The organism is Streptacidiphilus sp. BW17 (assembly GCF_041262485.1).
Lineage (GTDB): Bacteria > Actinomycetota > Actinomycetes > Streptomycetales > Streptomycetaceae > Streptacidiphilus.
The window spans coordinates 63,512-86,373 of the sequence record NZ_JBGCCR010000005.1; the positions used below are offsets into that span (position 1 = coordinate 63,512).

General features: G+C 72.4%; 22 protein-coding genes. 14 read left to right on the forward strand and 8 right to left on the reverse strand.

The genetic code is table 11. The features are described from left to right. Nucleotides 1–8 precede the first annotated feature (8 nt). Entirely contained in the window at nt 9–704 is a 696-nt protein-coding gene (locus ABH940_RS07885; RefSeq protein ID WP_370063978.1) for a DUF998 domain-containing protein, read from the reverse strand. 124 nt (nt 705–828) lie between these two features. Here ABH940_RS07885 and ABH940_RS07890 point away from each other — a divergent pair, with 124 nt between their 5' ends. Next, nucleotides 829–2,043, forward strand: coding sequence for a permease (locus tag ABH940_RS07890; RefSeq protein ID WP_370063980.1), 1,215 nt, complete (start codon nt 829–831; stop codon nt 2,041–2,043). 10 nt (nt 2,044–2,053) lie between these two features. Here ABH940_RS07890 and ABH940_RS07895 read toward each other — a convergent pair whose 3' ends face one another. Then, nucleotides 2,054–3,532, reverse strand: a complete 1,479-nt coding sequence (locus ABH940_RS07895; RefSeq protein WP_370063982.1) for a glycoside hydrolase family 47 protein — start codon at nt 3,530–3,532, stop codon at nt 2,054–2,056. Between the two features lie 314 nt (nt 3,533–3,846). On the opposite strand from ABH940_RS07895, the gene ABH940_RS07900 reads away from it, so the two are divergent. After that, complete coding sequence (locus ABH940_RS07900) at nt 3,847–4,305, forward strand: VOC family protein (RefSeq protein ID WP_370063984.1); 459 nt, start codon at nt 3,847–3,849, stop codon at nt 4,303–4,305. 4 nt (nt 4,306–4,309) lie between these two features. Here ABH940_RS07900 and ABH940_RS07905 read toward each other — a convergent pair whose 3' ends face one another. From ABH940_RS07905 to ABH940_RS07915, 3 genes are all read right to left on the reverse strand, one after another. Beyond that, the gene (locus ABH940_RS07905; protein ID WP_370104912.1) at nt 4,310–5,035 is read right to left on the reverse strand and encodes a ribonuclease H; all 726 of its coding nucleotides are present in this window, start codon (nt 5,033–5,035) and stop codon (nt 4,310–4,312) included. A gap of 71 nt (nt 5,036–5,106) precedes the next feature. Next, nucleotides 5,107–6,171: an LLM class flavin-dependent oxidoreductase gene (locus ABH940_RS07910; RefSeq protein WP_370063986.1), complete on the reverse strand. Its 1,065-nt coding sequence runs from the start codon at nt 6,169–6,171 to the stop codon at nt 5,107–5,109. A 140-nt stretch (nt 6,172–6,311) separates the two neighbouring features. Then, entirely contained in the window at nt 6,312–6,941 is a 630-nt protein-coding gene (locus tag ABH940_RS07915; RefSeq protein WP_370063988.1) for a hypothetical protein, read from the reverse strand. A gap of 245 nt (nt 6,942–7,186) precedes the next feature. On the opposite strand from ABH940_RS07915, the gene ABH940_RS07920 reads away from it, so the two are divergent. Continuing rightward, entirely contained in the window at nt 7,187–7,435 is a 249-nt protein-coding gene (locus tag ABH940_RS07920) for a hypothetical protein (RefSeq protein WP_370063990.1), read from the forward strand. Nucleotides 7,436–7,483: 48 nt separating this feature from the next. Here ABH940_RS07920 and ABH940_RS07925 read toward each other — a convergent pair whose 3' ends face one another. Next, the gene (locus ABH940_RS07925; RefSeq protein ID WP_370104913.1) at nt 7,484–8,629 is read right to left on the reverse strand and encodes a DegT/DnrJ/EryC1/StrS family aminotransferase; all 1,146 of its coding nucleotides are present in this window, start codon (nt 8,627–8,629) and stop codon (nt 7,484–7,486) included. Continuing rightward, nucleotides 8,626–9,933 (reverse strand): DegT/DnrJ/EryC1/StrS family aminotransferase, encoded by a 1,308-nt coding sequence (locus tag ABH940_RS07930; protein ID WP_370104914.1) that lies wholly within the window; start codon nt 9,931–9,933, stop codon nt 8,626–8,628. The genes ABH940_RS07925 and ABH940_RS07930 overlap by 4 nt, the downstream gene beginning before the upstream one ends. A 177-nt stretch (nt 9,934–10,110) precedes the next feature. On the opposite strand from ABH940_RS07930, the gene ABH940_RS07935 reads away from it, so the two are divergent. From ABH940_RS07935 to ABH940_RS07960, 6 genes are read left to right on the forward strand one after another with little or no spacing between them, the layout of a single operon-like run. Beyond that, a complete protein-coding gene (locus ABH940_RS07935) occupies nt 10,111–11,163 on the forward strand; it encodes a Gfo/Idh/MocA family oxidoreductase (protein ID WP_370063996.1) in 1,053 nt (350 codons plus the stop codon). Further along, on the forward strand, nt 11,153–12,073 hold the full coding sequence (locus ABH940_RS07940) for a sugar phosphate isomerase/epimerase family protein (RefSeq protein WP_370104915.1): 921 nt from the start codon (nt 11,153–11,155) through the stop codon (nt 12,071–12,073). The genes ABH940_RS07935 and ABH940_RS07940 overlap by 11 nt, the downstream gene beginning before the upstream one ends. Continuing rightward, a complete protein-coding gene (locus ABH940_RS07945; RefSeq protein WP_370104916.1) occupies nt 12,070–13,569 on the forward strand; it encodes a M20/M25/M40 family metallo-hydrolase in 1,500 nt (499 codons plus the stop codon). The genes ABH940_RS07940 and ABH940_RS07945 overlap by 4 nt, the downstream gene beginning before the upstream one ends. Continuing rightward, complete coding sequence (locus ABH940_RS07950; protein WP_370104917.1) at nt 13,499–14,656, forward strand: Ldh family oxidoreductase; 1,158 nt, start codon at nt 13,499–13,501, stop codon at nt 14,654–14,656. The genes ABH940_RS07945 and ABH940_RS07950 overlap by 71 nt, the downstream gene beginning before the upstream one ends. Next, nucleotides 14,656–15,699, forward strand: a complete 1,044-nt coding sequence (locus ABH940_RS07955; RefSeq protein ID WP_370064004.1) for a Gfo/Idh/MocA family protein — start codon at nt 14,656–14,658, stop codon at nt 15,697–15,699. The genes ABH940_RS07950 and ABH940_RS07955 overlap by 1 nt, the downstream gene beginning before the upstream one ends. Next, a complete protein-coding gene (locus ABH940_RS07960) occupies nt 15,696–16,613 on the forward strand; it encodes a carboxymuconolactone decarboxylase family protein (RefSeq protein WP_370064006.1) in 918 nt (305 codons plus the stop codon). The genes ABH940_RS07955 and ABH940_RS07960 overlap by 4 nt, the downstream gene beginning before the upstream one ends. Here ABH940_RS07960 and ABH940_RS07965 read toward each other — a convergent pair. Then, nucleotides 16,610–17,584, reverse strand: coding sequence for an NUDIX domain-containing protein (locus ABH940_RS07965; protein ID WP_370104918.1), 975 nt, complete (start codon nt 17,582–17,584; stop codon nt 16,610–16,612). The two genes, ABH940_RS07960 and ABH940_RS07965, sit on opposite strands and share 4 nt — an antisense overlap. A gap of 127 nt (nt 17,585–17,711) precedes the next feature. Between ABH940_RS07965 and ABH940_RS07970 the strand changes: the two genes are divergently transcribed. The 5 genes from ABH940_RS07970 to ABH940_RS07990 all read left to right on the forward strand — a co-directional run bounded on the left by ABH940_RS07970 (nt 17,712) and on the right by ABH940_RS07990 (nt 22,855). Then, nucleotides 17,712–17,969, forward strand: a complete 258-nt coding sequence (locus ABH940_RS07970) for a hypothetical protein (protein WP_370104920.1) — start codon at nt 17,712–17,714, stop codon at nt 17,967–17,969. A 115-nt stretch (nt 17,970–18,084) separates the two neighbouring features. Further along, nucleotides 18,085–19,143, forward strand: a complete 1,059-nt coding sequence (locus ABH940_RS07975; RefSeq protein ID WP_370064012.1) for a cytochrome c oxidase assembly protein — start codon at nt 18,085–18,087, stop codon at nt 19,141–19,143. A 264-nt stretch (nt 19,144–19,407) separates the two neighbouring features. Beyond that, nucleotides 19,408–20,019: a GNAT family N-acetyltransferase gene (locus ABH940_RS07980; RefSeq protein ID WP_370064014.1), complete on the forward strand. Its 612-nt coding sequence runs from the start codon at nt 19,408–19,410 to the stop codon at nt 20,017–20,019. Between the two features lie 103 nt (nt 20,020–20,122). Continuing rightward, a complete protein-coding gene (locus ABH940_RS07985; RefSeq protein ID WP_370104921.1) occupies nt 20,123–21,682 on the forward strand; it encodes an MFS transporter in 1,560 nt (519 codons plus the stop codon). Between the two features lie 126 nt (nt 21,683–21,808). Then, on the forward strand, nt 21,809–22,855 hold the full coding sequence (locus ABH940_RS07990; protein ID WP_370104922.1) for a YhjD/YihY/BrkB family envelope integrity protein: 1,047 nt from the start codon (nt 21,809–21,811) through the stop codon (nt 22,853–22,855). Nucleotides 22,856–22,862: the final 7 nt, after the last annotated feature.

A 22,862-nucleotide genomic window follows, 5' to 3' on the forward strand; every position in this document is an offset into this window, starting at 1 on the left:
CGGTGACGCTATGCCCAGGAAGCGGCAAGCGCCGGGCGACCCGCCAGGTGGGCGAGATCCGCGATGGCGTCGCTCTTGACGAACCAGGCCAGGCCGAAGGCGAAGACGCTGACCGACTCCCCCGCGAAGACCGGCGTCAGTCCGCCCACCCCACCCCAGTGCAGCAGCGCCGTGGCCAGGATCGTGACGATGCCGGCCAGGATGACCACGCCGCAGACCAGGTAGAGCCGCTTGCGCCGCTCCCCGTCCGGCTCGCCGTCGTCGCGGAAGAGTTGGAGGCAGAAGAAGGCGAGCGAGGAGAAGACGATCGCCGCGGAGACGGTGTGGATCGCGCCCACGACGTCCGTGGCCGTGGTCGGGTGCGGCACGAGCGAGGACGGCGGCCAGGTCGGGCAGAGCGAGACGACGATCGCGAAGAACCCGGCGATCGAGCTCCAGCGGTCCTCGCGCGGGCTGTGCCGGTAGCAGATCAGCACCACCCCGATGGCCCACAGACCGCCCACGAAGACGTTGCGCATGTGGGTGTAGTACGAGCCGCTGAGTGAGTCCAGCAGGCCCAGATGGGCCGAGAACAGGCTGTTGCCGAGCGGCAGCACGATCGGCAGCGAGAGGCCGATCAGGCCCACGCCGACGCGGAGCCGCTTGACCGTGGTGGCATCCTGCTCGGTCGTCCCGCCTGCCGGAACGGATGCGTCTGTCGCCATCGCTACCCCCTTGCCACACTTCACTCCACGTCACTGCGAAGTGACGATACGTAACTTGTGATACGCGCAGAGTGAGCACATGTCAATCCCCGTGCCACATACCCCTGGGGGGTACAGTCGCAGCATGACCGCATCGCGCGCCGTTCATGCCCTCGCCCATGCGCTCGCCCTGGTCGGGTCGATGACCTGGGAGATCACCTGGGCGCTGATCCTCGGGTTCCTGCTCTCCGCGATCGTCCAGGCCGTGGTGCGCAAGGAGACCGTCGTCCGGCTGCTGGGCGACGACCGTCCGCGCACGCTGGCGGTCGCCTCCGCGCTGGGCGCGGCGTCCTCGTCCTGCTCGTACGCGGCGGTGGCGTTGGCCCGGTCGTTGTTCCGCAAGGGCGCCGACTTCACGGCGGCGATGGCGTTCGAGATCGCGTCGACCAATCTGGTCGTGGAACTCGGAGTGATCCTGGCGCTGTTGATGGGCTGGCAGTTCACGCTGGCCGAGTTCGCGGGCGGGCCGATCATGATCGTGGTGCTGGCCGTGCTGTTCCGTCTCACCTTGCGCGAGCGGCTGCTGCGCGGCGCACGCGAACAGGCGGACCGTGGGCTGGCCGGGTCGATGGAGGGGCACGCGGCGATGGACATGTCGGTGCGCCGCAGCGGGTCGTTCCGGCAACGGCTGTTCTCGGGCGAGGGGTTGACGTCGGTCTCCCATGTCTTCGTGATGGAGTGGGCGGCGATCCTGCGCGACCTGGTGATCGGGCTGTTGATCGCGGGCGCGATCGGGGCCTGGGTGCCGGACTCCTTCTGGAACCACTTCTTCTTCTCGGGCCATCCCTTGGCGTCGAAGATCTGGGGACCGCTGGTCGGTCCGCTGGTCGCGGTGGTGTCGTTCGTCTGCTCGATCGGCAACGTGCCGCTGGCGGTGGTGCTCTGGAAGGGCGGGATCAGCTTCGGCGGCGTGGTCGCCTTCATCTTCGCGGACCTGCTGATCCTGCCGATCCTCGTCATCCACCGCCGCTACTACGGCACCGGGATGACGCTGTACCTGCTGGGGACCTTCTACGTGGCGATGGTGGTGGCCGGCTATGTGGTCGAACTCGTCTTCGGCGGGCTGGGGTTGGTGCCGGACCAGCAGCGGGCGCGGATCCCCATGGAGGGCGTCAGCTGGAACTACACGACCGTGCTGAACATCGTCTTCCTGGTGCTGGCGGCGGCCCTGGTGGTCCGCTTCCTGCGCACGGGCGGGCGGCAGATGCTCGCGATGATGGGCGGCTCCCCGGACGCCGGGCACGGCGAGCACGCGATGCACGAGGCCCACCAGGCCCACCAGGCCCACGGCGGGCACTGACCGCTGCGCGCTACAGCCACTGCGGGCGCAGGCCCGCCAGCGCCTTGCCCTCGGTCGAGAGCATGCCGGCCCGGTAGTCGAAGCGCGGGGTCGCCGAGAACATCAGCCACAGGTACTTGAGGTTCTCCGCGAACCAGTAGCCCGGCGTCAGGTCGTCGTAGGAGCGCGCCGATCCGGCGGGCGCGGTCACATCGCGGAGGTTGGTGTAGCCACCGGGGACGCGCTGGCGGTCGCGCATGGCGAGGAACCAGCGGTAGGCGCACTGCTTGTAGTGCTCGTCGCCGGTGATCCGCCACAGGTCGAAGGCGGAGTTGGCGTACTCGGGCCGCAGCTGGCCGGAGCGGTCGACAGGGGCCAACGTGGTGTAGTCGATCGACTCGGGCAGCACGGGATGGCGCTCCAGCACGGCCGTCCACGAGTCGAAGTACTCCGAGCCCTCGCGGACCGCGCCGCCCTTGCCCAGCAGTCCCGCGTAGAAGGCGCCGAGCTCCAGCTGCGTGGTCGGGCCGCTGGGGCGTCCGGTGTGGAAGTCGACCGACCGGAACCAGAGCCGGCCGCCGACGCGGACCGACTGGTGGCGCAGGATCGCCGCGGTCAACATCCGGTACCAGCTCTTCAGTTGGGTGTCGGCGAGCAGCGCCCCGCTGGTCCAGAGGTACTCGTAGAACGAGTCCACGGGCGCGTTCGGCGCGACGGTGGTGCAGTCGACCCAGCGGCCGGTCTCGACGTCGATCGACGTGCCGAGCAGGTCGAGCGCGCTGCGGCGGGAGATGACGGCCCGGTAGGCGCGGAGCGAGGCGTCGTAGTAGCGCGCGTCACCGGTGAGGCGGCTGAGCAGGCCGAACTCCATGGCGTTGCTGCCGATCTCGGCGAGCGCGGCGACCTTGCCGCGCACCGCGCCCGTACGCAGGTTGACGTGGGTGTAGGGCATGCCGGTCGGCGAGGCGGTGAAGGCGGGCAGCAGCCGGTCGGCGAGCTCGCGGGCGCGGTCCAGCAGGGCGGGCCGCTGCGTTGCCTGATAGCCCGCCAGCAGTCCGCCGACGAGGCGGATGATCGCCTCGAAGATCTGCACGTCGGCGTTCTGCGCCGGGTCGAGGTGCTGCTCGATCCAGTCGCAGCAGCTGATCACGTCGGCGTCCTCGCCCATCAGGAAGAGCGTGTCCAGCGCCTCGACGATGGAGAGCCCGAAGGTGTGGCCGGGCGCGAAGAAGTCGTGGGTGGTGCGGCTGATCGGCCGCGCCTCGTCGTGCCCCCAGGCGACGTCCTGGTACCCGCGCCAGCCGTGCAGGTACTCCTCGCGGACGGCAGCGGCGGCGATCGCGTCCGCCGACACGCTGGGCTCGGCGGGCGCCGCCGCGCCGAGCACGAGCGCGGTCGCCGCGCCGCCGACGCCGGCGGCGAGCACCGTCCGCCGGCTCGGCCGGCGGGCGCGGCCCTGGGACGCGCGGGACGTCGGCAACAGCGGGAGGGGCACAGGGGTGACCGTCATTCCGCCAGCAAGCCAGGCCCGACGCTTGTCGGATGATATCCACGCCGTCGGCTCACTCGATCGGGTTGCCCCACCCGCCGATCGCCGCAGTGCGCAGCGGTGGGACGGTCACCGTGGGTGACGGGTCGTCAGGCACGCGTCGGAATGCTCGGCCGCCGGGAATGCCGACGATCGCCGTCGCGTTGACCTGCGCGAACAGATCCCCGCGAACCTGATCCCCACGAACCTGATCCCCCAGAACCCGATCCGCACGAACCTGATCCCCCAGAACCCGATCCGCACGAACCTGATCCGCTCCGATCCGAGAGGTCGCCGTGTCCCAGTCCGAACAGTCGCATGCTCCCGTCCGCGAACTCCGCCTGGTGGTGACCGCCGACGACTACGACGCTGCGCTGCGCTTCTACCGCGACGTCCTCGGCCTGCCCGAGCGCGGCGCGTTCTCCTCCCCCGACGGCCGGGTGACCATTCTGGAGGCCGGGCGGGCGACCCTGGAGATCGCCGACCCGGGCCACGCCGACTACATCGACGACGTCGAGGTCGGCCGCCGCGTCGCGGGCCACATCCGCGTCGCCTTCCGGGTCGACGACGCCCCCGCGATGACCGCCCGCCTCGCCGAAGCGGGCGCCCAGGTCCTCGCCGAGCCCACCCGCACCCCGTGGCACTCCCTCAACTCCCGCCTGAACGCCCCGGCCTCGCTCCAGCTGACCCTGTTCGAAGAGCTGGGAGCTCCGTCGGAGCCGTCGGCAGCGCCGGAGCCGGAGCCGGGAGCGTGACGGATCAGGCGAACGATCCCGCGCACTCCGGGTGGCCCCAGCTGGAGCCGACCTTGGTGATCTTGTCGCCCTTGGCGTAGGGGCGGGAGCAGGGGCAGGTGCCCGGGTAGCGGGCGGCGAGGGTGCGGGCGGAGCCGGAGCCAGAGGAGGACTTCGCCGGGGCGCCGGTGGAGTCGGGGGAGGCGGACTTCGCGCCGCCGCGCACCGGGCGGCTGAGGCGGGCGCGGCCCTCGGCGGTGACCGGGGCGGGGACGGGGAGGTCGTCGCCCGTGCCGGAGGCGTCGCGCTGGTCGCGGGCGGCGTCGCTGGCCGCCTTGTCGGCGATGGCGTTGAGCGGGTCGCCGTCGACCTGGTGCGCGGGGACGTAGACGAAGGTGACGTCCCGGCCGGTCAGCAGCTCGTCGATGTGCTGGATCAGCTCGCGGTTGGCGACGGGCTTGCCTCCCGCCGTCTTCCACCCGTTGCGCTTCCAGTTGTTCAGCCACTTGGTGACCGCGTCGCGGGTGTAGGTCGAGTCGAGCCGGACCTCCAGCGGGACCGCCGGGTCGGTGGCCTCCAGCAGTTGCTCCAGCGCGGTGAGCTCGCCGATGTTGTTGGTGCTGTGCCCGAGCGCTCCGGCGCGCCAGCGCTGGGGGACGCCGGTCGCGTCCGCGACGACGTAGGCCCAGGCGGCCGGCCCGGGGTTTCCCTTGGCGGCACCGTCACACGCAGCGATGATTCGATCGACCATGCATCGATCATCCCAGGTCCCGCGAGCCCCCAGGTACACCCCCCGGACACACGCCCGGTGGACCCGCAGCCTCAGCCGGCAGGCCGCCAACCGAGTGCCGGGCCGAGACGGGTGGCGATGTCAGTGAGGATCTGCACGTAGTCCTCGTGAGCGAAGGTGAACGGCAGGGCGAAGGCGACCTCGTCGACCTGCTGGAACGCGGCGTGGGCGTGGAGCCGCTCGGCGAGCTCGGCCGAGGTGCCGACCAGGTCCGGGGCGAACAGCAGGCGGCCGGGTCCCTGCGGCGCGGTCGTGCGCGGCAGGCGGGACGCCGCGTAGGCGCGGTACTTGGCCTGCTGCTCGGCGGAGGCGCTGTCGGTCGGGATGACCACCAAGCCCTGCGAGACCCGGGCCCGCTCGCGGTCGGGGTGGTGGGCGCGGAACTCCAGGATCTGGGCGAGCTGGATCGCGGCGAAGTCCGTCCCGCCGTCCTCCTGCTCGGCCTGTTCGGCTAGTTCGGCCGGTTCAGCCGGTTCGGCTTTGACCACGCTGCTGGTGAGCAGGTTCATCCCCTGCTCGCCCGCCCAGCGGGCCGAGCGCAGGCTCGCGCCGCCGTACCACAACCGCCGTCCCAGGCCCGGGGACTGCGGCTGGACGCGGTCGGAGAAGACCTCGATGCCCTCGACGCCGCGGAAGTCCGTCGCGGCCTCGCCGCGGACGAAGCCGAGCAGGCGGCGGACCCGGTCGTACCCGAAGTCCTCGGCGTCGGCGGTGTCCGGGTATAGGGCCTGCTTGACGTCGTCCCAGTGCATCGGCGGGCCGACGCTGACGCCGGGGTTGAGCCGTCCGCCGGAGAGGATGTCGACGGTGGCCAGGTCCTCCGCCAGGCGCAGCGGGTTCTCCCAGCCGAGCGGGATCACCGCGGTGCCGAGCTCGATCCGGCGGGTCCGCTGCGTGGCGGCGGCCAGCACGGCGACGGGCGAGGAGATCCCGTGCTGGAGGTGCCGGTGCCGTACCCAGGCGGTGTCGAAGCCCAGCTGCTCGCCGAGTTCGATCAGTTCCAGGGTCGACGCATGGCCGGGGCCCGGGTCGGCCGGGTCGAAGAGGCCGATGGTCAGGAAGCCCAGCTTCCGCAGCGGCTCGGACGTCGTCGGCACAGGTGCTCCTCCCGGACGGGTGATCTTCGATGATCTTCCGTGATCCTCGGTCATCCTCCGTCAGCAGGGACGGTGCGCGCAGCGTTCGACCGCCGAACGACACAGCGACGCAACGCCGCGCAAGGCGGCGCAATACGGGTTCAGTCCGGTGGGACGGGCGGCCGGTGCGGCGGCGACGGGTCGTGGGCGGCCGCGCCGTCGTGGCGGGTGGCCTGGGCCACGGCGCGGGAGAGGCGCTGGGGCGGACGGTGTGGCTCCATGCTGAGCTGTTTGAGCCGGCCGCCGACCGTGTCGGTGAGGCTCAGCACCACCGGCGCGGTCACCACGACCGAGACCTCCAGCCAGATGGCGACGTGCGGGGACAGGTCGTCGGCCTTGTCGGCAAGGGAGTTGAGGCACTGGATCATCACCAGCCCCTGCGCCACGTACCAGCAGCTGCCCAGCAGCCAGACCACCGCGAAGCGGACCCGCAGGCCCCCGGGGATGTCACGCTGGAAGTCCCGCCGCTGCAGGTTGCCCGGGTAGTTGCGGTGCGCCTCGGCCAGCTCGCTGCTGTACTTCTCCAGCGGCGGCACGACGATCTCGACCGTCCGGGTCAGCGCCCGGTAGAGCCACCACCCGGGCAGTCCGCGGACGGCGGTCCAGTAGGCCCGCAGGGCGACGGCCGTTCCCAGCACCTGTCCGGCGGCGACCACGGCGGCGATGCCGCCGAGCGTGCTCCAGAAGACCTCGTGGTACGTCCCCGCGATTCCCGCCGTTCCGGCCGTCATTTGACCAGCGTGCGTCAAGTTCACCGTCCGTGACAAGAGTTGACGGCGAGGGGATCAGTTTCGGCCAACCCGGAACGGCGGCACGGACGGGCGGTTTGTCCGTTCCGGGCCGTACGACCAGCGACGTGAACGGCGGTGCTCATGGCCGAGACCTGTCGAGGGAACCGAAAACCCGGCTGCCGATGTCGGTGGGCTGCGCCAACCTCCAAGGACCCACTTCTCACTCCCCTGGAAGGAAGTCCGTCATGGGCCTCTTCACCGACACCCGACCGTCCCCGCACGAGCTGACCGAGCTCCGGCTGATGAAGGCCGGGGCGCCGTCCGACTGGAAGCGCACCCGGCACAAGTGGCTGCTGGGCGCGGGTCTGGTCGTCGGCTTCTGGGCCGGATCACACCTGAGCCCGGCCACACCGGCCGCGTGCACGACGCCGTCACCGTCCGCGTCGGCGCACCACGCCAGCGGCACGGCGCCTCCCGCTGCCGTCCGCCCGTAGCGGGGGCGCCTCCGCTCAGCAGCGGGGGTGCCTGCGCTCAGCAGCGGGTCATCCCGCCAGGGCGAACTCGCGGACCGCGTCGGCGAGGTACTCCACCTCGGCGTCGGAAAGCTGTGGGTGGACCGGGAGCGAGAGCATCCGGTCCCCCGCACGCTCGGCGGCGGGCCACTCCGCCGCCGGGTCCACACCGACGCCCGCGTAACGGGCGAAGGCGGGCTGGCGGGGCAGCGTGCGCGGGTAGTAGACGTGCGAGTCGATGCCGCGTTGCGCGAGGTGCGCCGCCAGCGCGTCGCGGCGTTCGGCCTGGACGGTGTAGACGTAGTAGCAGCGCCCGTCCCGGCCGGGGGGCGGGGCCAGCACACCGTGGTCGGCCAGGTCGGCGAACCGCTCGGTGTAGTGCTCGGCGATCCGGGCGCGCCGCTCCAGGCGGGCCGGGAACCCGGGCAGGCGGTGCAGCAGGAACGCGGCCTGGATCTCGTCGAAGCGGCTGTTCCAGCCGATCCGGTGGTGCAGGAAACGGGTCCGGCCGTCCTGACCGTGGTTGCGCAGCATCCGCACGGTGCGGCCCAGTTCGGCGTCGCGCGTCACCACCACGCCACCCTCGCCCGCCGTGCCGAAGGTCTTGACCTGGACGAAGGAGTAGACGCCCGCCTCCCCGGCGAGCCCCGCCGGGACGCCCCGCCGGACGCCGCCCTGGGCCACCGCGGAGTCCTCCACCAACCGCAGGCCGTACGCGTCGGCGAGCGCGGCGAAGCGCGGCATGTCGGCCATCACCGAGAACATGTGCGCGGGCATCAGCGCCTTGGTGCGCGGGGTGATCCGGCGCTCCATGACGTCGGGGTCGACGACCATCGTCCACGGGTCGACGTCCGCGAAGACCGGCACCGCGCCGAGCGCGACGACGGAGCTGGCCAGTGGCGCGCAGCCCAGTGCGGGGACCACCACCTCGTCGCCGGGGCCGACGTCCATCGCGGCCAGCACCAGGGTCAGCGCGCTGGTGCCGCTGCCGCAGGCGACCACGTCGGCGGCGCCGAGCTGTTCGCGCAGCGCCTCCTCGAACCGGGCGGTGTGCTCGCCCAGGATGAAGCGCTGGCTCGCGCCCTCGGGGCGGGCGGTCCCGATCTCGTGGACCAGGCGGACCAGGTGCTCCCGGTCGGCCTCGAAGAGGTCCGGAGGGAAGAAGTGCAGCCTCATGCGCGGGCTCCCTCGCGAGTGCCGGGGTAGGGCGTGGCGGGACGGGACGTGTCGGAGTGGGACATGCCGGGGCGGGAGGTGTCGGAGTAGGGCGTGGCGGGACGGGACGTGCTGGGGCGGAAGGTGCGGATCAGGTCGCAGACGCGGTCGACGGCGTCGAAGGTCAGGTCCGGGTAGAGCGGCAGCGCGAGGGCGCGCGCACAGGCCGCCTCGGCGTGTGGGAAGTCGCCGGGACGGTGGCCCAACTCGGCGAAGCAGGGCTGGAGATGGAGCGGAGTCGGGTAGTAGGTCTCGGTCTCCACGCCGTGCGCGGCCAGATGGGCGGCCAGTTCGTCGCGGTGCTCCACCTCGATCAGGTAGACGTAGAAGACCGGGTCGGCCTTGGCACCGCCGCGCGCGCCGACCGGCTTCGGCAGACGCAGCACGCCGGGCGCCCCGTCGAGCCGTTCGGTGTAGGCGGCGGCGAGTTCGGCGCGGCGGGCGATGTCGGCGTCGAGCCGGGTCAGCTTGGCCAGCAGCACGGACGCCTGGATGTCGTCCATCTTGCTGTTGTAACCGGGCACGCCGCTGCTGGTGTTGATGGTGCGGAAGTCGCCGAGCGTGCGGCCGAAGCGGCCGTGGTGGCGCAGCGCGTCGACGGTGCGGGCGATCTCGTCGTCGTCGGTCAGCACCGCTCCGGCGTCACCGATCGCGCCCAAGGTCTTGGTCGGGAAGAAGGACAGCATGCCGCCCGCGCCGAGAAGACCGGCGTGCACACCGTCGCGGCGCATGCCGATCGCCTCGGCGCTGTCCTCGACGACGACCAGGTCGTTCAGCCGCGCCAACTCGCCGAGCCGAGCCATGTCGGCGAGTTGGCAGAACAGGTGGACCGGCATCAGGAACCGGCAGCTCGGGGTGAGTACCCGCTCCACCGAGGCCGGGTCCATCGCGTAGCTGACCGGGTCGATGTCGGCGAAGACCGGCCGCCCGCCGGCCAGTACCACGGAGGAGGCCGAGGCGACGAAGCTGAAGGCGGGGACGACCACCTCCTCGCCCTCCCCCGGTCGCAGCCCGGCCGCGCGCAGCAGCAACACCAGCGCGTCGGTACCGCTGTTGACGCCGATCACATGGCGGGCACCGGTGTAGGCCGCCAGTGCGTGCTCGAACTCACCTACCTTGGCGCCGTGTGAGAACTTTCCTTGGGCCAGCAGCTCGGCGAGATGCCCGTCGATGACCTCGCGCAGTCCGGCGAAGGTCTCCGCCTGGGTGAAGAACGGTACGCCGGGCGGGGGTTCGCGCCGATCGGAGCAGCTGAGAGGGTCCATGTCCGCCTTTCACGATTGCCTTACCGTGTCACCGGCTGCGGAAAACATCCCGAAGCTAAACCACATCCGTTCACGAACTGAGGGAAACCTGGGTCGCACTGGGCCGATTCACCCGATCAGGTACACCACGCCAATGAATCTTTGACTTGGGCCGTTTTCCCCACCAGGCTCAGGCACATGCTCCGAACACTGGTCGTGGGACTGGGCCGAGCCGGCGCGGGTCTGCATCTCCCCGTCCTGGCCAAGGCCCGGGCACAGCAGCCGCACCTCTTCGCCCCCGGCCCGGTCATCGGCGTCGATCCGTCCGTCCCGCCCGACGGTGACAGCGAGACCTCCCTCGACGGCGCGCTGCGCGTGGCCGAGTCGCTGAACGCGGCACGGCGGTTGGTGGCGCCCGACAACACGGTGGTCCATGTCTGCACCCCGCCGCTCGGGCGGCCGGAGGTGGTCCGCGACCTGCTCGGACTCGGCTTCCGCAAGCTGCTGCTGGAGAAGCCAGCCGCCACGGGCACGGACGAACTCGCCGAGCTGGTACGCCTGGTGGGCCGCGCCGGAGTGCAGGTCGCGGTGGTCGAACCGTGGTCGGCCAGCACCCTGACGGAACGTCTGGCCCGCCTGGTCACCGATGCGAAGTTGGGCACGCTGCGGCAGATCTCGGTGGTGCAGAACAAGCCGCGGTTCCACCGCTCGCTCACCACGCTCGGCCATCCGACCGCCTTCGACGTCGAGATCCCGCACGGCCTGGGCGTGCTGCTGCACCTGGCGGGGGACGCCAAGGTCGCCTCCGCCTCCTGCACCGATCTGGTGTTGCACGGTCGCCGCCTGCCGCGTCTGGGCAGCGGGTCGGTGCAGCTGCACCACCACGGCGGTGTGCGCAGCGAGATCCGCTCCGACCTGACCTCTCCGGTCCGCGAGCGGCGGATTACGCTGCAGTTCGACCACGGCACCGTCATCGGCCACTACCCGGCCGACTCCGCCGACGACCACGCCCAACTCCGGCTGGTCACACCGGGATCGGTGAGCCCACCCAAGCAGATCTTCCGCGACGACGCGCTCACCGCCTTCCTGCTGCGCGCGTACGCCGACTTCGACGGCGAGGGCCCGCCCGCCGAGGCTTTCACCCGCCAGGTTCGCGCGGTGGAACTGCTCGCCGACGCCAAGCGCCGCTGCGACAACGGCCTGACCGCCGAACTCCGGCTCATCGAAGAGGTGCTGACGGATGCGAAGTGACTGTCGGTCAGCAGGCCCGACGCTGACCGGGATCGGTGACGAGGCCGCCCTCGGCATCGACGGCCAGCTCGCCGCGATCGCCGAACTCGGCTGGCGCACGCTGGAGCTGCGCACCGTCGACGGCATCCCGCTGGCCGACCTGCCCGAAGCCGCCTTCGACCGCGCGGCCTGCGCGCTCGCTGACGCGGGCGTCGACGTGGTCGCGGTGGACGCCCGGATCGGCGGCTGGGCCCGCCCGGTGACCGGCGACTTCACGGCCGACCTGGACGAGCTCGACGTCCTCGCTCGCCGCTGTGCCCGGCTCGGCACCCGTTACGTGCGCGTCATGTCCTACCCGAACGACTCCCGCGCCCCGCTGGACCCGTCCGCCTGGGAGGCGGAAGTCCTGGGCCGCATGGCCGTGCTGGCCCACCGCGCCGCCGACGCCGGGTTGGTGTTGCTCCACGAGAACTGCTCCGGCTGGGCCGGGACCGACGCGGAACGCATGGTCCGGCTGCTCGACGTCACCGGCGGCACGGGCTTCGGGCTCCTCCTCGACACCGGCAACGGCCCGGCCTACGGCTACGACAACCACGCCCTGCTCCGCCGCATCCTCCCGTGGACGCGGAACATCCACCACGTGCACGTCAAGGACGCGGTGCTGGGCGTGGACGGTCGTCCTGCCTACCGCGAGCCGGGCGCAGGCGAGTTGCGCGTGGCCGAGGGGCTGCGTCTGCTGCTCGACCACGGGTACACGGGCGCCTTCTCCCTCGAACCGCACGTGGCCGTCCGCCCGCACGAGAACCACGGGGACGCGCCGGAGGAGTGCCACGCAGCCTTCGTCCGCTGCGGTCTGGCGCTGCGGCGGCTTCTCGACGACTCCGTGCTGCCGCGTCCGGTCGGGCAGCGCCCCGCCGAGGCCGCGCGATGACCGGTCGCCAGGCGACGCCGCGCCTCACTCCCGACGACCACACGCTGCTGCTCGACCTGCTCTCCCTCCCGACGGTCGGCCCGCTGGAGCAGGGGCCGGACGCACCACCGCCCGAGCTGTGGTTCGCCCAACACCGTTATGCCGCAGCGGCGGCCGAGCTCGGCTTCACGGTGGTGCACCACGCGGCGCCTGACGCGCGGTGCCTACAGCGTCTCGACACCCCGTTGACGGTCTGTCAGGCAGCTGCCGAGCAGCCCGAATTCCTCACGGTCCAACCGAGCCTGGTTCTCTCTCTCGGCCCCGACGACGCTGCGCGCGAGCGGACCGTGATGGCCAACGTCCATCTGGACACGGTCGCCGGGCAGCAGCCTGTCTCCTTCGACGGGCACCGCTTCCACGGGCGCGGCGCGATCGACGCCAAGGGCCCGGCCGTCGCGCTGCTCGCGGGGGTGCGCGCGGCCGTGGCGGCGCAGCCGGACCTGCCGCGTGACACCCGGATCCTGATCCAGGCGGTATCCGGCGAGGAGGGCGGCGCGCTCGGCACGTTCGGCACCCGTCCGCTGGTCGAGGCCGGGCACTACGGCCGGCTCAACCTGTTCTGCGAGCCGACCGGCGGCCGGGCGCTGCTGCGCAGCACCGCGTCGATGACCGCTCGGATCGAGGTCACCGGTGAGGACGCCGTCGACGACCGTCCGGGCTCGGGCCACAACGCGACGGTCCTGCTGGGCTTTCTGGCGCACCATCTGGCCGTCACCCTCGACGCCGCGCTCGACCCGGCCGACGGCCAGATCTGCGTGGCCGGGCTGCACACGGGCACCCTGCACAACCGCGTCTACGGGCGCGGCAGTCTGCTGGTCAACCTCTCCTACCGCAGCGCGGCCGTCGGGCGTCGTCTGGAGCGCCGGTTCCTGGACGCGGTCCGGAGCGGGCTGCGGGCCTTCACCGACGCGCACCGGGACAGCAGCCGCCTGGCCCGGACCGCCGCCGACGCGCCGACCGTCACCCGCGTCACCTGGCTCAAGCGCGGCCTGCCCGCACTGGACAGCACGTACGGCGAGCACGCCGAGCACGGCGCGCACGGCGCTCCGGCGTGGCTCCTCCCGCTGCTGGCCCGCGCCGACGTGCCGCTCTGGCCCGCCGAGGAACCGGCCTTCACCTGCGACGCGATCTGGACGGCGGGCCTGCCCGACGCCCACACCGTGGTGCTCGGCCCCGGCAGCCTCGATGCCAACCACGCCCACGCCGACGGCGAGTTCGCCGACCTGTCCGACCTGGACGGCTTCGCCGACACCGTCGCCCGCCTGCTCACGCACTTCCGCGCCGCAGAGCAGTTCACCGCAGAGCAATTCACCGCAGAGCAGTTCACCGCCAAGCCGTTCACCGATCAGGCACCGCCTGCACCATCCGCAAGGAGCACCATCCCGCATGCCGCTGTCGAGCTCGCCCCTCCCCCATCAACTGACTCAGCGTCAGGACAGTCCGCTCGTCGACCATGACGACCTGCTGCGGTTCACCACCGACGTCTTCCGCCGCTGCGGAGTGGCCCGGGACCGAGCCGCCACCGCAGCCGAGGCACTCTGCTACGGCGACCTCACCGGCATGTCCTCGCACGGGCTGACCAATCTCACCCGGCTCTACCTGCCGCTCTTCGAGCAGGGCCGCGTCGACGCCTCCGCCGAGCCGCTCGTCACCACCGACGCGGGCGCGGCCGTCCGCCAGGACGCGCGGGGCGCGCTCGGGCTGTGGTCGGCCGCCGCCGCGATGGACCTCGCCGTCGAGCGGGCCGCGCGGTTCGGGATCGGGCTGGTCTCGGTCCACGGGGCCACCCACCTCGGCTGCGCGGGCTACCACGCGGCCCGCGCCGCACACCGTGGCATGGTCGGCATCGTCGCCTCCAACTGCGGGCGTCAGCGCATCGCGCGCCCGCCGGGCGGACTGCGCACGCTGCTGGGCACCAACCCGCTCAGCATCGCCGCGCCTGCGGGCGAGCACCACCCGTTCGTCCTCGACATGAGCACCACGGTCGCCCCGACCGGCCGGGTCCGCGTCGCGGCCAGGGCAGGGCAGCCGGTCCCGGCGGGCTGGCTGGCCGACGACAACGGACGGACTGTCACCGACGCTGCCGCCTTCGACCGGGGCGAGGCACATCTGCGCTGGCTGGGTGGCGATGCGGAGACCGGCGGCTACAAGGGCTTCGGGCTGGGTCTGGCCGTGGAGGTGCTGGCCGCCCTGGTCAGCGGCTCCGGTCGCGGCCCGGAGCCGGAGGCGCTGGAGGCCGACGGCAGGCCGTCCGGCCGGGACGACGACATCGGCTTCTTCGTCGCGGCCGTCGCCCCCGGCGTGCTCCGTCCGGCGGGTGACGTGGCCGCCGATGCCGCAAGCCTGTTCGGCACCGTGCTCGACTGCCCTCCGGCGGATCCGGCCGCGCCGGTCCGCTACCCGGGATGGACGGAGGCCGAGCGCGCGCAGCGTCACCGCGCCGACGGCGTCCCGGTCTCGGCAGCGCTGCTCGGTGAACTCCAGGATGTGGCACAGCGGTTCGACGTGAAGGCACCAGTGGTGCGCAGGAGGGAGGCGAACTGATGGAGAGTCAGTCCTTTGCCGTCGTCGGCCTCGGCGTGATCTCGAAGTTCTACCTCGCGGCGCTGGAACGCTCACCCGCCGCCGGGCTGGTCGCGGTCTGCGACCGCAACCCCGCCGCCCTCGCACCCTGGCAGGGCCGGGTCCCCTGCTACACCGACCATCGGGAGCTGCTGGCGCACGAGCGGCTCGACGGCGTGATCGTCACCGTCCCCAACGACGCCCACACCGCCGTCTGCGGCGACGCGCTGCGCGCCGGGGTTCCGGTCTGTGTGGAGAAGCCGCTCGCGCTCACCTCCGCCGAGGCGGCCGGGCTGACGGCCGCGGCCGAGGCGGCCCGGGTGCCGCTGTTCACCGCCTTCCACCGGCGCTACAACGCCCGCGTCCGCCAGCTGGCCCGGCAGTTGGAGCCGTGCCGGGACGAGATCGCCTCGGTGGTGGTGCGCTACTTCGAGCAGATCGAGGAGCACACGGGCAACGACAGTTGGTACCTGGACCCGGCCCGCTGCGGCGGCGGCTGTGTCGCCGACAACGGGCCGAACGCGTTCGACCTGGTCCGCCTGCTGCTCGGCGACTCCGCCGAGCCCTCCTCGCCCGGCGCGCCGGCCCGACTGGCCGTCAGCAGCGCGACCGTCGGCTACGACGCGATCGGCGTCGACCGCCGGGCCGTCGTCGAGCTGTCGACCGCGTCAGGCGGCGCCCGAGAACGTTCGAGCGCCCGGGTCGAGCTCGACTGGTCCTACCCCGGCGAGGTCAAGGACATCACGGTCACCCTCACCGACGGCACGGTCCGCCACGCCGACATGCTGGCCGGTCACCACGGCTTCAAGGCCTCCCTCTGGCACGAGTACGAGGCGATCCTGGCCGAATTCCTCGCCCGGCTGCGGTCGCCGTTCCGCGTGGACGACGGCGGTCCGGCGGCGCTGCGCCTGGTCGAGGCCGCCTACCGGGCGTCCGACCGGGTGTCCGACCGGGCCCTCGACGGCGCGCCCGACCGCGCGCCCGCCCTCGCGGGGTGGACGGGCGAGGCGGTGGGCGCACGATGACCGTCCTCGAAGCACCGGCCCTGTCCGCATCCGCGTCGGCGTCGCAGCGGGAGAACGGGCCCAAGCGCGCCGTCCACGGGCGGCTGGTGAAGGTGCTGCTGCACCGCAGGGACGACCGCGGCATGGCCCTGGAGCCGCACGCCGCACGCTGCGTCCGCGCGGGCGAGGTCCACGAGTTGGTCACCACCGACCACCAGGAGACCGGACCCGGGGCCCGGATCGACCGCGTCGGGTTCCTCGGGTTCGTGGAGCTGGACAACGCGGGCGTCATCGACCGCGGCGACACCGTCCGGATCGGCGGGCGGACCGTCGGCACGGTGCTGGGTTTTGACGCCTGCCACTTCCCCAACCACTACAACATCCTGATCCACGCGCCCGTGCCGCTCACCGGCGCGGACCTCGGCCTCACGCCCGAACTGCCGGTCAGCTTCAAGCCGTTGGCCGCTCCTTCCCTCGTCCCCTCAACACCGGAGCGCACCATGCCCGTTCTCGACCCCGTCGGTTCCGCGCCGGACCTGGCCCAGGCGATGGTCTCCCTCACCGAGCTGGCCGACACCGGTCTGCCCAGGGAGACGGTCGCGCTGGCCGAACTCCTCAGGCTGCACGTCTCGCAGCGGAACGGCTGCGGCTACTGCACCACGCTCCACCGCGACGCGGCGCTGGCCGCCGGGCAGGACCCGGACAAGCTCGACGCCCTCCTCCGCTGGTCGGACGCCACGCATTTCTCCGCCAAGGAGCGCGCCGCACTCGCCGTCGCGGACCACCTCACCCGCGAGGACAGCGGCCCGATCCCGGACGCGCTCCGCGCCGACGCCGCACGGCACTTCGACCCGTCGGTGCTGGCCCGCCTGGTCTGGACGATCGCCGCGACCAACGCGTGGAACCGCATCGGCCTGGCGTCCGCCGCGGGTTAGGCCCTGCCCTGATCGGCCTCGGGCCCCGTCGGCGCGGGCAGGTCCGGGCGTCCGCGGCTGAGATGGACCGTCGTGCCGGACGCCCGCGCGTCGAGCGCCGCGTCCATCCGGGCGGCCAGTCGCCAGGGCAACGCCTCGCGCGCCTGCTCGCGGGTGAGCCAGCGCACCGAACTGACCTCGTCCCCCAGGACCATGGCCTCGGACTGCTCGGGCGTGAGCGGCTTGAGCGCGAAGACGAACGTGGACAGCGCGCGCCCGTGCTTGGACTGCCGGGCCGAGGAGGTGTCGACGGCCAGCACCCGGCCGACCTCCCACTCCAGGCCCAGCTCCTCCCACAGCTCACGGGCCGCGCCGTCAGCGGGCGACTCGTGCGCCTCGACCATCCCGCCCGGCAGTTCGGCGTGCTGCTTGTAACTCGGCTGCAGAATCAGCACGCGCCCATCGGTGCGGGTGACCACGACCGTCGCAGCCATCATCGGCGCGGGCAGCGTCGCGTAGTAGTCGCCCTGGCCCAACGGTCGCGGGACGCCGTCCTCCAGCACGGCGGTGTGCGCGCCCCGCTGCGCGGCCAACGCTGCCAGGAGGCGGCGGGCGAGTCGCCCGGGGACCAGCTCCGCTGCCTTCTCGGGCGCGAAGTAGCCCGCCGTCGCGCCCGGATCCACCGGGTGAGCGGCGTGGATGTGCACGGCCTGGACGTACCCGGCGTGGACGTGGTCGACCACGGTCCGGCCGTGCACCGACGCCGGGACGGTGTCGACCGCGAGCAGGCGGCCGACCTCGACGTCCCTCAGACCCGACTCCTCGCGCAGGCAGCGCAGTAGCCCGTCCACCGGCCCCTCGTCGCCCAGCATCCCGCCGGGCAGGTCCCAGGCCGCCTCGCCGCCGGCGGGGTCAACCCGCTGGATCAACAGCACGCGCCCCGCGTCGTCCGTGATTACCGCGTGGGCCGCCAACCCCGGCGTGCTCGCCACCCCTGCCCCCAGTCGACCGACAGTTCGCCTCCGAACGTCAGGCTGCCCGGGCGCGCGCCGGAGTATGCGGGCTGCGTCAGGTCGAGGCAGTCAGGCCGAGGCCGTCTGCTGGACGCGGCGGCGCGCCGTGGCCACGATCACCGGCTCCGCCCCGGCCCCGGCGTGGTACTCCGACCGCCGCGCACGCGGCTTCCGCACCCTGGTCGAGGAGCTGTTCACCCACCCGGATAGCGTGGTCCTCGGCCTTCGGGCCACCCGGCCCGAACCGCCGGAGACCGCCGACGCGGTCCGTCCTGACCTGCTCCACCGGCTTTTCCGGCTTTCCGGCGCAGGGACGGCCGGGTCGTCAGGATCCGCGACTTCGCCGACCGGACCCCCGACCTGACCACCGCCGAGGCGCCGTTCCGGCAGACTGCCTGAACGTACCGAAGTACTGCACGGAACCAAAGCACCGCCCGGAACGAAGCACTGCCCGCCCACCTCCCTCGAACGGAGGCGACATGAACGTCGCCCTCGGCTATGCCGGCCCGCCCGCCTGGACCCTGTCCCGGGTCGTCGGCAGCTGGCAGCTCGAACCCACGGTCGTGGCCATCACCCTGGTGGCCGCCGTCGGGTACCTCGTCGGCGTCATTCGTGTCCGCCGTAGCGGCGGCGGGCTCTGGCCGCTGCAGCGCATCGCCGCGTTCTTCGGCGGGCTGGCGCTGTGGATCGTCGTCTGCTGCTCCGGCCTGGGCGTCTACGAGCGGTTCCTGTTCACCGACCGGGCGCTGCAGGCGGTGCTGCTGCTCATGGTCGTCCCGCTGCTGCTGGCGCTCGGCGCGCCGGTCAGCCTGCTGGTCCAGGCGGCGCCCGAGCGGCTGCGAGCCCACCTGGAGGCGGCGCTGGCCGGTCGGGTGTCGCGGGTGCTGATGTTCCCGCTGGTGTCGACCGTGCTGCTGATCGTGCCACCGTGGCTGTTCTACTTCACGTCCTGGTACGAGAACTCGCTGACCTCGTCGGTCTGGAACACCGCGTTCCATCTCGGCTTCGTCGCGTTCGGGCTCGCGTACTTCTGGCCGCGGCTGCAGATCGACCCCGTGCCGCACCACTACCACCCGCTGCTGGGCGTGCTGATCACGATCGCGGAGGTCATCTTCGACGCCGCGCTCGGCTTCGTCCTGGTCTTCGGCGGGCACCTGGTGGCCTCCCACTACTGGGACTCCCTGCACCGCCCGTGGGGCTGGTCCCCGCTGCAGGACCAGAAGTGGGGCGGCGCGGTGCTGTGGGGGCTCGGCGACATCGCGGGCGTGCCGTTCATGGTCGCCCTGATCATCCGCGTGGTGAAGGAGGAACGCCTCCGCACCCGGGTCGTGGACGAGGAACTCGACCGGATCGAGCAGGAGGCCGCGTCGGCGTCCGCGTCGGCGCCCCCCGTCGGGACCGCGGCCGCGGTCGCGTCCGCAGCCGACAAGGTCGCAGCCACACAGGTCCCGGAGCTGCCGGAGACCTCACGCCCGTGGTGGGAGACCGACCCGCGCCTGGCCCACCGCTACGGCTCCGCGCGCGACGCCGAGGACTGACGGCGCGCAGGAATGGCGGCGCGGAAGGAATGGCGGCGCGCAGAAGCCCCGGCATGCACGGGGGGAACATGCCGGGGCTAGCCAGCCGCTCAAGACCAGCCTGAGAACCATATAGCCGCAGGTCAGGCCAGGGAAAGGGCCGGGGTGGCACCCCTCCCAGTGGTTCTGCCCGGAGCCGTGACCGGCAGCGGTGACCGAAACGGCTGACCGGCACCGGCCGATATCGCCTTGCCCACCCCGCGCCGCGCCCTCCACACTCCCGGCATGAGCGACGACGCACACGCCGACTTCTCCCACAAGCCCGTCCTCACCGGCGACAGGGTCGTGCTCCGGCCGTTCCGGCTCGACGAGGACGCCGATGTGATCCGCGACTTCCTCTCCGACCCGGAGGTGATCCGCTTCACCGACGGCCTGCCGGAGACCGAGCGCCGACCCTGGAGCGAGGAGTCGGAGCAGGGCATGCGTGCCTGGTACGGCACCCGGCACGAGCAGACCGACCGGCTCGACCTGGCCGTGGTCGACCGGGCCGGCGGCCGCTGCGTCGGCGAGGTCGTGCTCAACGAATGGGATCCCGCCAACCAGAGCTGCAACTTCCGCATCCTGCTGGGCTCCAGGGGCCGCGACCGCGGCCTCGGCACCGAGGCCACCCGGCTGATCGTCGGTCACGGCTTCGAGCGGCTGCGCCTCCACCGCATCTCGCTGTCCGTCTTCGACCACAACCCGAGGGCACGCCGCGCCTACGAGAAGGTCGGCTTCGTCCTGGAGGGCACCTCACGCCAGGCGCTGCGCTTCGGCGACGCCTGGGTCGACGACCACCACATGGCCGTGCTGGCCCCCGAGTGGCACCACCACCGCGGCCACCCCGGGGCCGCATAGGGCTTCCGGACGCTCCGAACACTCCCGACGCGACAGAAGCCCCGCTGCGGGCAACGCTGGAGGGGAGTCGGATCCGGGGAAGCGGCGCCGGGAGGCGAAGCGTATGGAGAAGAAGTGGTGGACCCTGCTGGCGGTCTGCGTCGGCACGTTCATGCTGCTGCTCGACGTCACCATCGTCGTGGTCGCGCTGCCCGACATCCAGCGCGCGCTGCACGCGGGCTTCAGCGACGTGCAGTGGGTGGTCGACGCCTACGCGCTCGCGCTCGCCTCGTTCCTGCTGACCTCCGGGGTGCTGGCCGACCGCTACGGGCGCAGGCGGCTGTTCGGGATCGGGCTGGTGATCTTCACCGCCGGGTCGCTGCTGTGCGGGCTGGCGCAGTCACCGGTGATGCTGATCCTTTCGCGTGCCGGGCAGGGCGTCGGCGGGGCGATCATGTTCGCCACCTCGTTGGCGCTACTCGGCCACAGCTTCCGGGGCCGGGACCGCGGGATCGCGTTCGGGGTGTGGGGCGCGATCACCGGACTCGCCGTCTCGCTGGGGCCGATCCTCGGCGGCCTGATCACCACGGGTATCAGCTGGCGCGGGATCTTCCTGGTCAACGTCCCCATCGGCGTCGCCGCCTGGGCGGTGACCCGGTGGCGGCTGGACGAGTCGCGCGCACCGCACCCCGGCAGGCTGGACCTGGCGGGTTTCGCCCTGCTGACGGCGGGCCTGGTGGGCCTGGTCTACGGCCTGATCCGGGCCGGTGAGTCCGGTTGGGGCGACGCCGGGGCGATCACGGCGCTGGCCCTGGGTGGTGCGCTGCTGGTCGCCTTCGTCCTCACCGAACTCAGAGTCGCCCACCCGATGTTCGACATGAGCCTGTTCCGCAAGCCCACCTTCGTCGGCGGCCTGTGCGCGGCCTTCGCGATGAACGGCTCGCTCTTCGCGATGCTGCTCTACATCGTGCTGTACCTCCAGGACGTGCTGGGCTACTCGGCGCTGGCCACCGGGACGCGTCTGCTGGTCAACAGCGGGGCGATGCTGGTGGCGGCGACGCTGGCGGGCAGGCTGAGCGAGCGCGTCCCCGCCCGGTGGCTGATCGGCCCCGGGCTGATCGGCGTGGGCGTCGGTCTGCTGCTGATGGCCGGCCTGAACGGCAGCAGCACCTGGACGGACCTGATCCCCGGCTTCATCGTCTCCGGCCTCGGCGCGGGATTCGTCAACCCGCCGCTGGCCTCCACCGCCATCGGCGTGGTCGAGCCGGAGCGGGCGGGCATGGCCTCCGGGATCAACTCGACCTTCCGGCAGGTCGGGCTGGCCACCAGCATCGCCGCCCTCGGCTCGGTCTTCGCCACCGAGCTGCAGCACAAGCTCACCACAGCGCTCGCGACGACGCCGTTGGCGCCCCGGACGGATCAGATCATCGCCGCCGTCCGCCAGGGCCAGGGACCGGGCGCGGCGGGTACCGCCGCCCTCCCGCCGCCCCTGCAGGCCACGCTCCAGTCGGCGGTCAGGTCGAGCTTCACCGGCGCGCTCGACACGCTGTTCGTCATCACTGCCGTCCTCGCGCTGGCCGGCGGGGTGGCCTCGGCGCTGCTGATCCGCACCAAGGACTTCGCCCACCGTCAGCCGGAGGGGCAGGAGAGCCCGGTGCGCAGCGGCGAGACGGGGCGGGGCTGAGGGACGGGCTGAGGGAGGGGCTGGCGGCGAGCGCCGCCCTCGAAAGCGCGGGTGTACCGGGCGCTGGCGCGGGCAGATGCCCGAGGCACCCCGTCCGTCGGGGCCGGAACGGCACCGGAGGCAGCCATGAACGCCGTGGAACGTGGAATCCGCCGGCTCGACGCCTGGCAGCAGCGTCGGCGCGCGCTCGGCTTCGTCATCGGCGTCGTGCGCAAGTTCGGGGACGACCGCTGCGGGCAGCTGGCCGCGCTGATCACCTACTACGCGTTCGCGGCGCTCTTCCCGCTGCTCCTGCTGCTGACGACGGCGCTCGGCTTCGCGCTGCGCGGGAGCCCCTCCCTCCGCGCCGACGTGCTGAACTCGGCCCTGGCCGACTTCCCGGTGATCGGCGACCAACTGCGCGCGAACGTGCACAGTCTCCAGGGCAGTCTGATCGCGGTGACCTTCGGCTGCCTCGGCCTGCTCTACGGCTCGCTCGGCCTGGCGCAGAGCCTGCAGTTCGCGATGGCGCAGGTGTGGAACGTGCCGAACGTCCGGCGGCCGGGCTACCTCCCGAGGCTGGCCCGCTCGCTGGTGCTCATCCTCATGCTGGGCCTCGGTCTGCTGCTGGTCTCCACCGGCACCGGGCTGCTGAGCGGGCTGGTCGGGCCGGCCCCCGTCGTCACGGTACTGGGCCTGCTGGGCTCGGCGGTGCTCAACGCCGGCCTCTACCTCGCCTGCTTCCGACGGCTCACCCCGCACGAGGTCCCGTGGCGGCGGCTGCTTCCCGGCTGCCTGCTGGCCGGTCCCTGCTGGACCGCGCTGCAGGCCTTCGGCGGCGTGCTGGTCGCACACGAGCTGCGGCACACCACGCAGGTGTACGGGGTCTTCGGCACCGTCCTCGGCCTGCTGTGGTGGCTCTACCTCGGCGCGCAACTGTCGCTCTACGCGGCCGAGGTGAACGTCGTCGCGATGCGGCGGCTCTGGCCGCGCTCGCTGGTACAGCCGCCGCTGACCCGCGCCGACGAGCACGTCCTCGACGCGATCGCCCTGCAGGAGCGCAGGCGGCCGGAGCAGCACGTGGAGAGCCACTTCCGGCGGCGTGATCCCGCGCGGAGTCGCAGGCAGACGGAACCCCGGGGAAGGGAACCCGGCAAGAAGGAGCCTCCGAAGCGAGGGCCCGCCAAGACCTGACCCGTGC

What these genes read in the sequence shown, in the direction of transcription:
- ABH940_RS07945 (WP_370104916.1), top strand. Translation starts at nt 12,070, where the DNA reads ATGACCGGTCGCCAGGCGACGCCGCGCCTCACTCCCGACGACCACACG.
- ABH940_RS07955 (WP_370064004.1), top strand. Translation starts at nt 14,656, where the DNA reads ATGGAGAGTCAGTCCTTTGCCGTCGTCGGCCTCGGCGTGATCTCGAAG.
- ABH940_RS07915 (WP_370063988.1), bottom strand. Translation starts at nt 6,941, where the DNA reads ATGACGGCCGGAACGGCGGGAATCGCGGGGACGTACCACGAGGTCTTC.
- ABH940_RS07890 (WP_370063980.1), top strand. Translation starts at nt 829, where the DNA reads ATGACCGCATCGCGCGCCGTTCATGCCCTCGCCCATGCGCTCGCCCTG.
- ABH940_RS07885 (WP_370063978.1), bottom strand. Translation starts at nt 704, where the DNA reads ATGGCGACAGACGCATCCGTTCCGGCAGGCGGGACGACCGAGCAGGAT.
- ABH940_RS07980 (WP_370064014.1), top strand. Translation starts at nt 19,408, where the DNA reads ATGAGCGACGACGCACACGCCGACTTCTCCCACAAGCCCGTCCTCACC.
- ABH940_RS07990 (WP_370104922.1), top strand. Translation starts at nt 21,809, where the DNA reads ATGAACGCCGTGGAACGTGGAATCCGCCGGCTCGACGCCTGGCAGCAG.
- ABH940_RS07935 (WP_370063996.1), top strand. Translation starts at nt 10,111, where the DNA reads ATGCTCCGAACACTGGTCGTGGGACTGGGCCGAGCCGGCGCGGGTCTG.
- ABH940_RS07905 (WP_370104912.1), bottom strand. Translation starts at nt 5,035, where the DNA reads ATGGTCGATCGAATCATCGCTGCGTGTGACGGTGCCGCCAAGGGAAAC.
- ABH940_RS07925 (WP_370104913.1), bottom strand. Translation starts at nt 8,629, where the DNA reads ATGAGGCTGCACTTCTTCCCTCCGGACCTCTTCGAGGCCGACCGGGAG.
- ABH940_RS07985 (WP_370104921.1), top strand. Translation starts at nt 20,123, where the DNA reads ATGGAGAAGAAGTGGTGGACCCTGCTGGCGGTCTGCGTCGGCACGTTC.
- ABH940_RS07895 (WP_370063982.1), bottom strand. Translation starts at nt 3,532, where the DNA reads ATGACGGTCACCCCTGTGCCCCTCCCGCTGTTGCCGACGTCCCGCGCG.
- ABH940_RS07920 (WP_370063990.1), top strand. Translation starts at nt 7,187, where the DNA reads ATGGGCCTCTTCACCGACACCCGACCGTCCCCGCACGAGCTGACCGAG.
- ABH940_RS07930 (WP_370104914.1), bottom strand. Translation starts at nt 9,933, where the DNA reads ATGGACCCTCTCAGCTGCTCCGATCGGCGCGAACCCCCGCCCGGCGTA.
- ABH940_RS07950 (WP_370104917.1), top strand. Translation starts at nt 13,499, where the DNA reads ATGCCGCTGTCGAGCTCGCCCCTCCCCCATCAACTGACTCAGCGTCAG.
- ABH940_RS07960 (WP_370064006.1), top strand. Translation starts at nt 15,696, where the DNA reads ATGACCGTCCTCGAAGCACCGGCCCTGTCCGCATCCGCGTCGGCGTCG.
- ABH940_RS07940 (WP_370104915.1), top strand. Translation starts at nt 11,153, where the DNA reads ATGCGAAGTGACTGTCGGTCAGCAGGCCCGACGCTGACCGGGATCGGT.
- ABH940_RS07975 (WP_370064012.1), top strand. Translation starts at nt 18,085, where the DNA reads ATGAACGTCGCCCTCGGCTATGCCGGCCCGCCCGCCTGGACCCTGTCC.